The sequence below is a fragment of the Proteus sp. G2300 genome, from assembly GCF_009915965.1.
GTDB classification, from domain to species: domain Bacteria; phylum Pseudomonadota; class Gammaproteobacteria; order Enterobacterales; family Enterobacteriaceae; genus Proteus; species Proteus vulgaris.
Genome location: NZ_JAABNK010000024.1, coordinates 1 through 14,208, shown reverse-complemented (window position 1 = coordinate 14,208; position 14,208 = coordinate 1). Strand labels below are relative to the sequence as shown.

Annotated in this window: 17 protein-coding genes and 1 pseudogene; all 18 read left to right on the top strand. The window is 45.5% G+C overall.

The window, feature by feature from the left end; translation table 11 throughout:
• Nucleotides 1-25: 25 nt before the first annotated feature.
• Nucleotides 26-151 (top strand): annotated as a pseudogene (locus tag GWI97_RS14375) (terminase small subunit); the annotation flags it as partial.
• Nucleotides 132-1,424 (top strand): terminase large subunit domain-containing protein, encoded by a 1,293-nt coding sequence (locus tag GWI97_RS14370; RefSeq protein ID WP_049245846.1) that lies wholly within the window; start codon nucleotides 132-134, stop codon nucleotides 1,422-1,424. The pseudogene GWI97_RS14375 and the gene GWI97_RS14370, both read left to right, overlap by 20 nt.
• Before the next feature lie 11 nt (nucleotides 1,425-1,435).
• Nucleotides 1,436-2,872 carry an anti-CBASS protein Acb1 family protein gene (locus GWI97_RS14365; protein ID WP_337247651.1) on the top strand — a complete coding sequence of 479 codons (1,437 nt, stop codon included), beginning with the start codon at nucleotides 1,436-1,438 and terminating at the stop codon, nucleotides 2,870-2,872.
• Nucleotides 2,826-3,821 (top strand): phage minor head protein, encoded by a 996-nt coding sequence (locus GWI97_RS14360; protein WP_161752095.1) that lies wholly within the window; start codon nucleotides 2,826-2,828, stop codon nucleotides 3,819-3,821. The genes GWI97_RS14365 and GWI97_RS14360 overlap by 47 nt, the downstream gene beginning before the upstream one ends.
• Nucleotides 3,822-3,837: 16 nt before the next feature.
• Nucleotides 3,838-5,241, top strand: a complete 1,404-nt coding sequence (locus GWI97_RS14355) for a DUF2213 domain-containing protein (protein WP_161752094.1) — start codon at nucleotides 3,838-3,840, stop codon at nucleotides 5,239-5,241.
• 6 nt (nucleotides 5,242-5,247) lie between these two features.
• Nucleotides 5,248-5,685, top strand: a complete 438-nt coding sequence (locus tag GWI97_RS14350) for a hypothetical protein (protein WP_046024086.1) — start codon at nucleotides 5,248-5,250, stop codon at nucleotides 5,683-5,685.
• Between the two features lie 10 nt (nucleotides 5,686-5,695).
• A complete protein-coding gene (locus GWI97_RS14345) occupies nucleotides 5,696-6,772 on the top strand; it encodes a major capsid protein (protein ID WP_161752093.1) in 1,077 nt (358 codons plus the stop codon).
• 9 nt (nucleotides 6,773-6,781) lie between these two features.
• Nucleotides 6,782-7,006 carry a hypothetical protein gene (locus GWI97_RS14340; RefSeq protein WP_161752092.1) on the top strand — a complete coding sequence of 75 codons (225 nt, stop codon included), beginning with the start codon at nucleotides 6,782-6,784 and terminating at the stop codon, nucleotides 7,004-7,006.
• A complete protein-coding gene (locus GWI97_RS14335) occupies nucleotides 7,006-7,377 on the top strand; it encodes a DUF7370 family protein (RefSeq protein ID WP_087696790.1) in 372 nt (123 codons plus the stop codon). The genes GWI97_RS14340 and GWI97_RS14335 overlap by 1 nt, the downstream gene beginning before the upstream one ends.
• On the top strand, nucleotides 7,374-7,715 hold the full coding sequence (locus tag GWI97_RS14330) for a hypothetical protein (RefSeq protein ID WP_161752091.1): 342 nt from the start codon (nucleotides 7,374-7,376) through the stop codon (nucleotides 7,713-7,715). Before GWI97_RS14335 ends, GWI97_RS14330 begins: the two co-directional genes overlap by 4 nt.
• A 1-nt stretch (nucleotide 7,716) precedes the next feature.
• Nucleotides 7,717-8,085 carry an HK97 gp10 family phage protein gene (locus GWI97_RS14325; RefSeq protein WP_161752090.1) on the top strand — a complete coding sequence of 123 codons (369 nt, stop codon included), beginning with the start codon at nucleotides 7,717-7,719 and terminating at the stop codon, nucleotides 8,083-8,085.
• On the top strand, nucleotides 8,082-8,450 hold the full coding sequence (locus tag GWI97_RS14320; RefSeq protein WP_161752089.1) for a phage tail termination protein: 369 nt from the start codon (nucleotides 8,082-8,084) through the stop codon (nucleotides 8,448-8,450). The genes GWI97_RS14325 and GWI97_RS14320 overlap by 4 nt, the downstream gene beginning before the upstream one ends.
• 64 nt (nucleotides 8,451-8,514) lie before the next feature.
• Nucleotides 8,515-9,270, top strand: a complete 756-nt coding sequence (locus GWI97_RS14315; RefSeq protein ID WP_161752088.1) for an Ig-like domain-containing protein — start codon at nucleotides 8,515-8,517, stop codon at nucleotides 9,268-9,270.
• A gap of 49 nt (nucleotides 9,271-9,319) precedes the next feature.
• Nucleotides 9,320-10,012 carry a DUF6246 family protein gene (locus tag GWI97_RS14310; RefSeq protein ID WP_161752087.1) on the top strand — a complete coding sequence of 231 codons (693 nt, stop codon included), beginning with the start codon at nucleotides 9,320-9,322 and terminating at the stop codon, nucleotides 10,010-10,012.
• A 70-nt stretch (nucleotides 10,013-10,082) separates the two neighbouring features.
• On the top strand, nucleotides 10,083-10,427 hold the full coding sequence (locus GWI97_RS14305; protein ID WP_004247771.1) for a hypothetical protein: 345 nt from the start codon (nucleotides 10,083-10,085) through the stop codon (nucleotides 10,425-10,427).
• Between the two features lie 63 nt (nucleotides 10,428-10,490).
• Nucleotides 10,491-10,796 carry a hypothetical protein gene (locus tag GWI97_RS14300; RefSeq protein WP_161752086.1) on the top strand — a complete coding sequence of 102 codons (306 nt, stop codon included), beginning with the start codon at nucleotides 10,491-10,493 and terminating at the stop codon, nucleotides 10,794-10,796.
• Nucleotides 10,797-10,832: 36 nt separating this feature from the next.
• Nucleotides 10,833-11,207 (top strand): outer membrane protein assembly factor BamE domain-containing protein, encoded by a 375-nt coding sequence (bamE, locus tag GWI97_RS14295; protein ID WP_237585399.1) that lies wholly within the window; start codon nucleotides 10,833-10,835, stop codon nucleotides 11,205-11,207.
• A 61-nt stretch (nucleotides 11,208-11,268) separates the two neighbouring features.
• Nucleotides 11,269-14,208: tape measure protein (locus GWI97_RS14290; RefSeq protein WP_161752084.1), on the top strand; the 2,940-nt coding region annotated here is incomplete at its 3' end.

Below are 14,208 nucleotides of genomic sequence, written 5' to 3'. Positions count from 1 at the left end.
CAAAGCAGCAACGAACAAGATTGATCTTGAATCGGACAAACTCGGCCGCGAACTGGCGGAGGATGATGAGAACGATACACCGACACCGGTTGCAATAAACATCAATGTGATAGATGCGAGGGTCAGAGAAGATGATAGCACCGACCCTTAATATCCCTCAGTCGCGATTTCTGGCTATGCCGAATAAATTCAGGGCATATGTTGCCGGATTCGGCTCCGGTAAGACGTGGGTAGGGTGCGGCGGTATCTGTAAGGGGATGTGGGAGCATCCGAGAATTAACCAGGGATACTTTGCGCCAACCTATCCGCAGATCAGAGACATTTTTTATCCCACTGTCGAAGAGGTTGCTTTCGATTGGGGCCTGAAAGTAAAGGTGAACGAAAGCAACAAAGAAGTTCATTTTTACGAAGGCAAGCGGTATCGCGGCACAACAATCTGCAGATCGATGGAGAAGCCGGAAACAATAGTCGGATTCAAGATTGGTAATGCGCTGATTGATGAGCTTGATGTCATGAAAGCGGATAAGGCTCAAAAAGCATGGCGTAAAATCATTGCCCGTATGCGCTATAAGGTTGACGGACTGCGCAATGGCATTGATGTCACCACCACGCCGGAAGGGTTTAAGTTCGTTTATCAGCAGTTCGTGAAAGCTGTACGCGATAAACCTGAACTGACAACGCTCTACGGTCTGGTGCAGGCTTCAACGTTCGATAATGAAAAGAATCTGCCAGCGGATTACATTCCGTCACTGATGGACTCTTACCCGCCAGAGCTAATCAAAGCATATCTGCGCGGACAATTCACAAACCTGACCAGCGGTACCATCTACCACACCTTTGACCGCAGGCTGAATAACAGCGAGGAAGAAGAGCAGCCAGGGGAACCGCTGTATATCGGGATGGACTTTAACGTTGGAAAAATGGCTGGTGTGGTTCATGTGCTGCGCCTTGGATTGCCTCACGCGGTAACAGAAATCATTAACGCCTACGATACACCGGATATGATCCGCATTATCAAAGAGCGGTTCTGGCTGTATGCAGATGGTGATTATCAAAAGGTACGTGAAATTTACATCTACCCTGATGCGTCTGGTGAATCCAGAAAATCCAATAACGCCAGTGCAACAGATCTGGCTCAGCTTCGGCAAGCCGGATTTAATGTGGTCGTCAATGCATCAAACCCACCGGTTAAAGACAGAATTAACTCAATGAACGCCATGTTCTGCAATGCAAACGGTGACCGGCGGTATAAGGTGAATGTTAAGCGTTGCCCGGTCTACACGGAGTCGCTTGAGCAGCAGGTATGGGCTCCGAATGGAGAGCCTGATAAATCTGCTGATAACGATCACCCCAACGATGCAGGCGGTTATTACATCGTGAAGCAGTTCCCGATCATTAAGCGCCCGGCACAATTCTACTTCTAAGGGGAATTTCAGTGACAACAAAAAATGAAGGGCTGGAATTGCTCGTGAACAGTGTCGCTAATATGGCGGTGCAACGGGCTTTGTATGCATCAGGCGGCATTTCCAGCAACACGAAAAGAACGACGCTCTATCAGGAGTTCGGATATCCTGCAGAACTGTCATTCACTGACTATTACAATGCCTATGAACGTAATGCGGTTGCACATGCAGCAGTTCATCGCTTGCTGGATGATTGTTGGCAAGATAATCCGACCATCATTGATGGTGATGAATCGAAAGAGAATAAGGAAACCACGCTGTGGGAGTCATCTGTCACCAGGCTGCTGAAAAGATTCTGGCCGCGAATTAAGGATGCAGACCGGCGCAATATGGTTGGCCACTACTCGGCATTGGTTATCCAGTTAAAAGACGGCGCAGACTGGAGTGAGCCGGTAGATATCACCGAGGTTAAGCGACTTGGTGAAAAGGCGCTGGTTAACCTGATCCCGTTATGGGAGCCGCAGTTAAAAGTAACTGAATGGGAAACGGATATATCATCCGAGAACTACGGTAAGCCGAAATATTACGATTTTGATGAGCGACCTGTCGGGCACCAGATTCACGGTCCGATAAAGCAAAAGAAAATACATCCAGACCGGGTGATCATTCTGTGCGAGGGCGCAGATGATGATTATATGTTTTCTGGCATCCCGCTATTGAAGGCCGGGTTCAACAAGCTACTGGATATCGAAAAGATTTCCGGTGGCAGTGCAGAGGGATTCCTGAAAAACGCCAGCCGTCAGATTGCTGTTGAGTTCGATGCTACTACCGATATGAGCAACATTGCGCAAGCAGCAAAGGAAGCCGGCTATGACGACATCGGCGCAGCAATGGCTGATAAAGTCGACAAACTTAATCGTGGTACAGATTCAGCAGCGGTAATGCAAGCAGGGCGCATGAATGTGCTCTCTGTTGCTGCTGCTGATCCTAATCCATCATGGGAAGTAGCAGTTCGTGAATTTCTAACCACAATACGCATCCCTTTTTCTGAGTTTCTCGGAACGCAAACCGGCGTACTGGCCGGGGATAAAGATGGCGCGGCATATGGTAAGCGCCTGAATGGTCGCCGTTGGGGATTTCAGACAAAGTATGTTACTGAAATCATCGGTCGCCTGTGTACTCTTGGCGTTATTTCGCAACCAGAGTCAGGTGATATCACCCTGGCATGGTCTGACATGCTGGCACCGAGTGAAGCTGACAAAATCGATAACATGATCAAGATGGCAGATGCTGCGTGGAAATCACAACAGGCATTCGGCATGGCAATATTTACCCCGAATGAAATCCGCGCAGTTGGTGAGCTTGAACCAATCGAAGAGGATGCACCACCGGAAACCGGCCCCAAAGGAGACCCGTTAACTGATGATAAAGAACCAGAGAACAGGGTCGCCGATAATACCGAGAAATAAGGCGGACCCGACACAGTCAGGAAAGCCAGTCAGAAAGATGTATCGCGATATTGAAAACCGGTATCACGGACTGAAAAAAGCACTCCGCCAACTGTTCGATCTGTCATTCACCGGCAGAGAACGAAACCAGAACTCACTCTACAGCTACATCCTCGCTAAAAACGCACAGAACGAATCAGATTCGCTGATCAGGGTTAACGCGGGTGTTTATTTGTATGACCTCTCTGAGCGGCCTGATGAGTACGCACGTTTCCTTGAACGGGTGCAATCTATTCTGGATGAGTATCTGCTTGATGGCGGCAATGAAAATCTGTGGGCGTTCAGTCATGTCGCAGCAGAGTATGATCGCGGCACACTGAATGCGTATACCAATCTGTCACTGCAGTCAGAGGTGTATGCGTCGCAGACAACACTCACTTATCTGATGTCACAACCGGCATACCAGAACCAGATAGCCGCAGCGTTTATCTCAACATTCAGTGACTGGAAAGGTATTTCTGATGCCGCGCGCGCCGACCTGTCGAACATCATCGGCACATCGATAGCTAGGGGCGTCAACCCGAAAGAAACAGCCAGGATCGTTAGTCAGCGGCTGGATGTCTCAATGAGCAACGCAAAACGCATAGCTCAGACAGAGCAGGTAGGCGCGTTACGCCGTGCAAACTGGAATGAAACCTCATGGGCGAGTGAGCGGCTCGGGTTACGTACCGGTTTGTTGTGGTTATCTGCACTGAAACCGACTACGCGCAGCTGGCATGCGGCGCGACACGGCAAGGTATTCACTGTCGAAGAAGTCGAAGCGTTCTATGCCGACGGCGGAAACCGGTTTAACTGCTACTGCGCGACACAGCCGGTATTACTGAATGACGACGGGACGATTTACAACAAAGGTATTACTGACCGGCTGACAGCAGAGCGGAAAGCCTGGTCAACAGACGAATATTCATAACCAAAGAGGCCACCACATGAAGCTTTCGGGTATTCATGTTAAATCGCTGGCTATCAACTCCTCCAATATCTCAACTGAAACTATCGACGGTGACGAGCATATCGTCATTCGCGGCGTTGTGCCTGTCGTTGATGACGTTGTGATGAACGGGGGGCTATATCCGGCCAGCGAAATTAACAAAAGCTTTCAGTCGATGGAGGGGAAACAGTGCCCGTATGGACACCCAAAAATCGGCACAGATTACGTATCGGCTGACACGCCGAGAGCAGTAAACCAGTTTCACATCGGCGCATGGGCTGAGAATGTCCGCAAAGATGGTGAAAGAGTCGTCATGGACGTGAAGGTCAACCGACGTTTCGCGGATGCCACAGAGAAAGGGAAAGAGTTCCTTGCCCGTGTGGATGACATCATTGCCGGTAACAGCACAGACCCGATCCACGTCTCCACTGGATTACTGCTGCAGCGCGAGCAGAACAAAGGCAAGTCAAAGGGTAAGCCTTATACATGGGTCGCCCGAAACATGCACTTTGACCACATCGCCATTCTTCCGGCGAGCGAGCCGGGAGCAGCCACGCCGGAGGACGGTGTCGGGATGTTCGTTAACGCTGACGGGCAGAAATGCGGTATCGAAAATGTCAGCCTGATTGATGCGGCAAACTGCACTGAATCCGGCATCTTCAACAAAACGAAGTTCTTCTTCACCAACGGCTCAAACTTCTCTTTCGAGGATATCTATAAAGCACTGCGCGATGCCCTGAGAGAACAATCATCAGGTGACGACTGGCCTTACCCGGAAATGGTCTGGCCCGACAAATTCATTTACTACAAAACCGGCAAAACCTACCAGCAAAAATACCTCATTGACGATAACGGCGTAGCTGATCTTGTCGGTGATCCCATTGAAGTTGTGCGCAAGCCAACAGAGTACGAAGTAAAAACCAATAAGGAAAACGACCCGATGAAACAACTCATCACAAACGCGCTGAAGGCAAAAGGCATCGACACAGACGGAAAATCCGATGCTGAGCTGATGGATGCGTACAACCAGATGATCGCCAATGAATCAAAAGGCGAAGAAACGCCGGAAGAGAAAGCGGCGCGTGAGAAAGCGGAGAAAGAGGCCAAAGACAAGGCCACTAACACAGATGACGTCACCGCAGCAGTGAATGCCGCACTCAAGCCGATCACTGATGAAATCAGCGCACTTAAAAGCCAGTTAAACGCAAACGCTGACAAAGAAAAATCAGCCATGCGTGAAGCAGTTAAGGCCAAATTTGGCTTCACAGAAACAGCTGTGAATGCGCTGGACGGTGATCCGCTGAAAGAACTGTACGCACAGTGTGCATCGGTTCAGGGGCTGAATGGCTCGTTCCATTCTCAGCATAACTCTTCCACCTCAGTATCAGAAATGCCGGAGTAAAACGAAATGGCGAACAAAACAAAACGTGTGATTCATGCGGGCGGTATCTTTCCTAACCCGCTGTTAAATCGTGAAGGCGAGGCGTTAGCAGACATTAAGCCCGGCACGGTAGGCTTTTTCGATGGCGGCAAGTTCAAAGCCTCAGTAGATGGTAAAGAGTCGGCAATCCTGTACGTGGCAAACATGGATTATCTGCGCTGCAAAGGTGTAGATGACGACCTGAAGGCCGGTGATTGGGTGGTTGCAATCCAGCCATTGCAGGGATTATTCCTGAACGTCCGCGCTGCTGCCGGCACGTACAAAAAAGGCCAGCCGGTGATTGTTGCCAACGGCCAGATCACAGCGGCCACCGCTGCGGAAGGTGAAGTTGTATTCGCCTATGTCGAAGAAGATTCAGCACTGACCGCTAAGGCGGGTGAGCTGGTTCGCGTTGTGTTCAAGTAAGGAGAACTGAATGTTTTATTATTCAAAAGCAAAGGCAACCGAAACCGGCAACCTTGAAGCAAATATGGCGCAGTTTGGCGAATTGCAGATTGCCCGTGACACATCCTCACAGGCTGTTGCTGAGTTCATTATCCGTGCCAATTCACGCGGTAACGGCGCAATCAGAGTTGATGCCGCTAACGCAGTTGATGATATCCGCCGCCTGTATAAAGCATATGACCAGACTGTTCTGTCCGAGTTTCAGCCGAATACCGAGTTTACCCTGCTGAATGACCTGATGGGGCTTTCCCGCTCCGTTCGTCTGGAAGAATCTGTGTATGAATATGCCCGTAAAGGCAGCGGCGGCGTGGCTCATACGTCAATGTCCGGCCAGATTGGTGCATTGCTTGATGCTGGTGCGTTCACCTTTGACGGTACGATGGTGCCGATTCACGATACCGGCTTTAAGTTCGGCTTCCGTGACCCGATCTTTGCAAAAGGTTCCGCGCTGGCCTCTTTGTCCGATGCACAGTCTGATTCTGTTGATACTGTCCGCCGCAAATACGTTGACTTTATCTGGAACGGGTTCCGTGATTCCGAAGGTAATTTCATCAAGTTTGATGGCAAATCATGGAAGGGCTTCCGTGCTGATGAGCGCGTTGCGCAGGTGACACTGACTGTTAACTTTGCCACCGAGCAGGACGGCAAGGTGATCCGCGCAGAAATCATCAAACTGCGTGATGTGCTGAAATTGAAAAACAAACAATACGGTGAGCAGACCTGGTATGTGTCAGGTGAAATCCTGTCGAATTGGGAAAGCGTGTATTTCGACGTTAACCAGACCCGCACCATTCTGGACGAAGTGAAGAAAATCACCGGCATCAAAGACATCAAAGAAGATTACGAGCTGAAAGGCAATGAAATGCTGATCATCCCACTGGGTGCCGGTGTTATCGCTCCAATTGTCGGTCAGGCGTTCGGTACTGTCGCAGACCCGCGCCAGTTCTATAACTCAGATTACGTATGGCGCACATGGGGCGCTGCCGGTCTGATGGTTAAACAGGACATCAGCGGCCACTTCTCAGTTGTTCACGCGAAAGGCGCATAAGGGGGATTTATGGCACTGGTAAAAGTAGTTTCAAATAACTTCTTCGCCGGTGCCGGTTTCCAGCCTGTGGAAGCCGGTAGCCAACTGACAATGTCAGATGAAAGCGCGAAAGAATGGGAAAAGGCTGGTCTGGTTGAGATTATCGCATCGGGTGATATTGAAGTTGCATCGCCTGGTAACGATGATTCTGAACAGCCTGAACAGCCAAAGGCAAAGCCTAACGGTAAAAAATAATGCAGATAACTCTTGATGACGTAAAGCCGATGATTGCGGAACTCGGGTTTACATTGCCTGATTCTGTGCTGTCGCTGTTACTGAGTCAGGTTAATGCAAAGTCCGGGTGTCTCGAAGCCAACTACGACGAAACCACGCAGAAACTGCTGCTGATTTACACCGCTGTCCGGTTGGCCTCGCTGTCTGGCGCACGAAAGATATCATCACAGAGCGCTCCTAACGGGGCGTCTCGTTCTTTCGCATATGATTCTGCCGGTACTGATTATCTGCTGAACCAGATCCGCGCATGGGACAGTGCCGGGTGTCTCTCTGATTTGCCGTTGTCGAGCAAAACGGTTGGCTTCTTCGGTGTGGTCGGGGGGTATCAATGAGTTCAGTTGCTAATTGGGCGTATACCTCATGGGCGACTTTATGGCCTTCAAAAGGAAAGGATAAATACCAAAAACCTTCATTTGGTGAGCCTGTCCATTTTCTCTGTGGATATGGTAGTGAGCTTAAATCTGGAAAGTTAGATATTGGCTCTGAAATCACCATTAAGCTAGTTTTCTGGACTGAGTATGCCGATGCAAAGAAAGGTGACTTTATCGCTATCGGTAAGCGCTCAGGTGATCCGTTATCTGTTGGCGCTGATGAAATCAAATTCATCAAACGTGATGAAGACTTATTCGATCATATTGCAGATGACTACACTCTGATAACGGCGGTGTGATATGGCAGCAAGAGTAAGAGGAATTTCTCAGGCTAACGCAAACCTTAGAGCACTTGTTGGTGATATACAAGGTAAGAGAGTTATGAGAGCTATCCAATCGGCTTTATTGATTGGTAGTGCTCAGGCGGCTATATACACACCTATTGATACATCAACACTTATCAACTCCCAATTCAGAAAAGTCATTGTTAATGGCACTAGAGTAACAGGTCGCGTCGGATACACAGCAAACTACGCGGTTTATGTTCATGATCCAAGAATTAAGCAAAACTTTAGGCGCTCAAGTGCTCGTAAAGAGTTCTTATCTCGTGGTTTTGAAGATGAACGCAAGGCTATTGATGATGCGGTGAGACGGGAGCTTCAAATATGATACATGAGAAGTTTGAGCGCTACTTAAACAGAGGTAATTTACTCGATGGTTTCATTGTTCAATATCTAACATGGAATGAGCAACCAGACGAAAAAAATCAGCAATATGCCGTTATTCAGCCTGATGATGGTAGCGGTCGATTTGCTGATTTGGGGGCTGATGATTTCGTGACGCTTGTTCTTGTGTCTGCGCAGCATGATCCTGAACCTGCACTGATAAGAGCTAATGAAATTCTAAATTACGTCGCTAACAACTCGTTAGACTGCGAACTCAATTCAATCTACAACTTAGGTGGACTACCAAGACCCATACCGACAGAAGAAGGTCGGTTTATTCTTAAGCTTTCTTTCCGTTGTACATCTTAAATTAAACACATCTCAACAGGTCGCTTATGCGGCCTTTTTTATTTGCAAATAAAGAGGTTATAACATGGCACAATGCCCAGAAGATAAAGGTAATATGCTAGGCGATCATGGCATTTTGCGTATTGCAAAAGGCTGTCCATCACAAGCACCAGAGCAGAGTTATTTTATGCGCTTTGGTGCGGTTACAAGTAAGAGTCTCGATTATGGTATGGAGACCGTAAACTCTAATGCTGATGATACTCCGGGGCTGTCAGAAGCTATCGTAACCGGAGCAGACTTAACAATTAGTGTTGATGGTGAAATGAGGATCACTCCAGTTCCAGGCTCTACTTCTGCCATGAACTTTGCTAAGGAATTGCTGGAAGAGATTCAAGCTCGTCGACAAACTGGTTACTGGGTTCAATTAGACATGCGTGGTGACGGTAAGGAAATCCTCCAAGGATACTTCAACTTCACATCGTGGTCGATGGAGTTTCCAACCAGAGAGCTTGCCACTTATTCAGGCGAATTAAAAGTTCATACCGCAACTACGGTTGAATGGCTAACGGAAGAAATCGCTGTTGAAAGCATTGTTGTCGAGCCGGCAACCCTGTCTGTAAAAGTGGGTGAAACTAAGACATTTACTGTCAAATTTACACCAACCGATGCGACGAACAAAAACTACACCGCTGTAAGCGATAATCCGAACTTTGCAACAGTTACTCAGCTTGTGAATGTAGTCACTGTGCGTGGCGTTGCCGAAGGTACTGCAAACGTTACTGTCACATCCGAAGATGGTAGCAAAACAGCAAAATGCGTGGTCACCGTTACCACTGCTTAATATTACAAAGGGTGCTTTTGAGTGCCCTTGATAATATTCAGGAGGTATTATGACGCCTATTTTAGAAATCGGTGAGATGGTTATCTCTACTGATAAAAAGGATTACTTATTTAGACCATCGTTCATCAATATGACAAGAATTGGTGAGCCTAAACAGATTGTGAGTGCGTATGGTCAATTAAATGGCACGGATGTACAAGAGTTAATTACTCGCGCCGTAATGAATTACAGGGTTATTCCTGAGTGGTTAATAAAAGCGATTAGCAAGCCAACGTACGGACGCAATATCCTGCAAACGGCAATGATAGTGATGCAGGCGTGTTGTGATGATGATTGTTCTGAAATCATTGGCGAATGGAAATCAGGTAAACGAGGTATCGTCTATAAAAACGGCAAGATGCCAATCGCTGATATTATCGTCATTGCTAGAGAATTATTCACTCATGGAATTATCGGTAAAGCGAAAATCCGCAAACTGCAACGTAACGAAGGCAAAAGCGAATTCTCAGATGAGTTTATGGCAATTGACTACATCAGTTCTGCTCGTGCTCATTTTGGTATGAATCGAGAAGAAGCCGAGCAATTAACCATGACTGAATTTCAGATGATGCTCAGGGCTAAATATCCCGATGAGAAGGGCTTCACTAAAGAAGAGTACGACAACATCATGAAGCAAGATGATAAACGTAATGATGAGCTGATCAGCGGTAAGCGTAGATTAGTGAGTAGAAAACGTAAATGAGTTAGTTTGCTTTCTTTTGCATCACCATCTATATAACATAAGATTAAGTTAACTTATTGATGGTGATAATATGACCGAGAATGAATGGTTGGACGGATTAAGAGGATTGCCTGACGAAGCGATACTAAAACTTCATTTTAGTCTTCAAGAAAAGATAAAGAAGCATTATAAAATGAGAGACAAAGCGAATAATTTAAATAAGGCTATTGAGTATTGTAAGCAACAAATAGCATTGTCTCCGTTAGCCATATCAGCATTAAAGCGGAACCAAGCTATGTATAATGACGGTGAGTTCTTCGCTCCATCCCATTATGGGTATAAGCAGTATTCCGTTATTCTGAAAAAGAAAAAAGATTTAGATGAACTCGATAGAATTAAGAAAAAAATGATAAATGAAGGGTGGCGCATTAGTTAATTTGCTCCCATTTGCACCACAAACAGCTAAACTAATAACAAATTAACTAACGAGGATGGTGTTGTGAATTTAAAGCATGTTGGCGGGATATTATTGGCAATTGGTATCGTGTCTATATTTTTAGGGATAATGTCTTTTGTTAACACATCTAGTTATAAGATGGCCGAGCAGATGCCAAATATAACGCTACTTGTGTTTGGTGGATGCTTCTCATCATTAATAGGGTCTGTTTTCTTTGGCTGCGGATCAATTGTTGATGCGATTGAAGGTAAATCGGTCTCATCAACAGAAAAAAGAAATATCTTAGATACAGGCTCTACTCAAGAAACAAATCACGAAAAAATAAAAGAAATCTTAAAAAGAAAATAATTAAATAAATTAGCTAGAAGGATATGTTCTGTGAAAATGATACTTATTTTAGCTCTTTGCTCCATTGCATTGTCTGGGTGTGCTTCATCAGGAAATCACTCTATAAAAAATGAAACTCAAGAAAGTATTAGTTATAAAATAAAAAAAGGTGAAACAACAAAAGAAGATATTGTATCTATGTTTGGCTCGCCAATGGCGACTACATTAAATAGTAATGCGGATGAGCAGTGGATATACACACTTTCTGACACATCGATAAAAGGAACTACATTTATTCCTATATACGGATTATTTGACGGCGGTGCTGATACGAAAGTTAAGCAATTAATAATAAACTTCAAAGAAGATAAGGTCACCAAATACCTTTTATCAGATTCATCTTTAGAAACAAGGTCTGGGATACTTAATTAGCCATTATTTTTCAACACAACCCTGCCAACTGGCGGGGTTTTTCATTTTAAGGAGCCGATAAATGGCAAATGAAGGCGAAATCGTTTATCAAGTGAGAATGGAGCTTCGGCAATTGCTTACATCTCAACAGCAGTTAGAGCAACGCCTTAATCGTATGGATAGTAGCTTTAACAGAACGTCTCAGTCGGTAAATAACACAGAGCGTTCAATGCAGTCTCTATCCAAAGTTGCAGCAGCTCTTACTGGTTATTTATCGGTTTCAATGGTTGCGAGTTACTCAGAAGCATGGACTGAGTTAAACAACAAATTATCTAACTCTGTTCGTGCAAGTGAGTCACTGATTGATGTCACACAGCGAGTATTTGATATTTCTCAAGCAACGCGTTCTAGCCTCGATGCCACAGCAACACTTTACGCACGACTTGAGCGAGGAACGAGAGAATACAATACATCAGCTGCGGACTTGGCAAAGTTAACATCCATCATCAACCAAGGTTTTATCGTCTCTGGTGCTACTGCACAGGAAGCAGAAAACGCCATTATTCAGCTATCACAAGGTATCGCCTCTGGCGTTCTCCGTGGTGAAGAATTTAACTCAGTAGCGGAGCAAGGTAGCCGCTTGATGGTTGCACTTGCTGACTCGATGGGTGTTGGTATTGGTCAACTCCGTAAGATGGCGGCAGAAGGCAAGCTAACCACTGATGTTGTTGTGAATGGCTTGCTGTCTCAGGGTGACTCGATAGGCAAAGAGTTCGCTAAAACAACTCGAACAATGTCGCAGGCATTTCAAGAGGCTGGTAGCAACTTAACTAAGTTTCTCGGTGAGAATACGACAATAAAGGCATCTATTAATGTATTCAGTGATGCTGTAATTACCGTTAGTCAAAATTTATCAGAAATGGGGATTATTTTAACGGCTGTTGCTGCAGTGATTGGATCTAGATACGTTGGTGCATTAGCAATGGCTAGCGTAGCGCAGATAAAAAAAGCCAGAGATACAATAACGGCGGTCATGGCAACTAGACAGGCAACCATAGCAGAAAGAGATGCTGCAGCAGTTCTTGCAAGGAAAGCCTTGGCAGATAAAGAAGCGGCAGCTCTAGCGCTAAAGAGAGCAAGAGATCAACATCAGTTAACTATTGGAACAAATGCTGAGGCGACAGCATTAGCTAACGTTACTAGATTAAGAACTGCCTATACAAATGCCGCTATCGCATCAACACAAGCAAATCAGGCATTGAGTGCATCCCAAGCAAGAGTTGCGGCAACCGCTTTGACCATGTCAAATGCAATGAAGGCGCTTAATGCAGCGTCTGCCCCTCTTGGCGGTCCCATGGGTGCTTTAATGCTTATTGGTGCTGCTGTTTACTATGTAATAGATGCAATGAAAAGCGCCAAGCAAGCAGCTAGAGATTATAGTAATGAACTGCCAGATCTAATTGAAAGATTGAAGGAGCTAAACAAGGTACAGCTTGACGCAGCAAGGGTTAAAACCACTCAAAATATAAATCAGACGAAAAATGACATATCTGATTTAAAAGATGAGGTTGAGTCATTAACTAATCAGTTAAGCATACAGAAAAAACTTAATGAGTCTGGAGTTTGGAGACCTGACTCTGCAAGAGAAAAGGAAAGGGAATTAACTGATAGTTTAGCTATTGCAAAAGCAAATCTTGATAGTAAGACAACTCAACTTTCTTATTCTGAAAATGCGTTATTGCAAATAGATAAGCAAATAAACAAAGCTATATCAGATCAGATGGAGGAAGCAAGAAAGCTTCACGACGAACTTGGAAACGGTGTTCAGAAAGTGCAAATGCTATCTGATGCGCAAGACTTCTTTGCTAAAAAGTTAGGCATATCAACTCAAGCTATAAAAGACTTTAATGCTGAAAAAGTATCTTTCGAGTGGTCTAAGGAGGGGCTTGATTTAAGAAAGTCACTAGAGCGTGATATGAAACTAGCTAACGCAAAAAGCGAAATCGATAAAAGAAAGCTTCAAGTTGAGTTTTACGCTGAAGATAAAGGAATAACAGACGAAAAAGAAATAAACCAATTAAAGCAAATAGCAACAGCAACCCAAGAGGCTCAAGATGCCGCAGCCGAACGTAACAAAACAACCAAAGAATCAACCAAAGCCACAGACGCAGCATACGAGGCATTAAAACGCCAGAGAGAAGAAATTGAGCTTTTAAACAAAGGTTACAAAGACGGCTCTCTTGAAATGGCTAGGTATGACGCGGTTAAAGCATTGGGTGATACTGCATCTCCTAAGCAGATTGAAAAAGCGGAGCAGCTAGCAGAAGAAAAATACAACATTGAGCGTAACCTAGCTGATAAGAAAGTCGCGCTTGAGCTTGATTTAGTCGCCAAGGCTAAAGAATCTCACGATAAGCAGTTGGCAGACTTAGAGCGAATAACAAAAGATGATATATCTCTCACCGAACAGGCAGCAAGGCGCAAGGCTGAAATTGAAGCGGAATATCAGCAAAAGATAGCCGAAATAAAGGCTAATAACGCTGTATCTCATCAAGATAATTTAAAAGCACAAGTAGACCCAGTTCAGCAACTCAAAAATGAACACGAGCGTAAACTTGCACTTATAAAAGAGTACGAAAACCAAAAGGTTTTAACTGAGCAGCAAAGCTTAGCGTTAATGAATGCCGCCAACACTCAATATGAGCAAGCTAGAACTGATGCTATGTATGAGCTTTGGAGAAATCAATCATTAGGAAACGAAGCTGCCGCGGCTGCACTAGATGCATTCTCTGGTAGCGCATCAAATGCACTTACAGGAATAATCACCGGCTCAATGGAGGCTTCTGACGCATTAAGATCAATTGGTAATACAGTTTTAAATAGCCTAATTAACACCTTTGTTCAGGCTGGAATTGAGCAAGCTAAAGCCGCTTGGTTTGGCGCAGCAGCACAGCAAGGAGCTATCGCAGCAACAACGGCGGTGCAAACGGCCGCTATCGGAACGCAAACGACAGTGAGTACG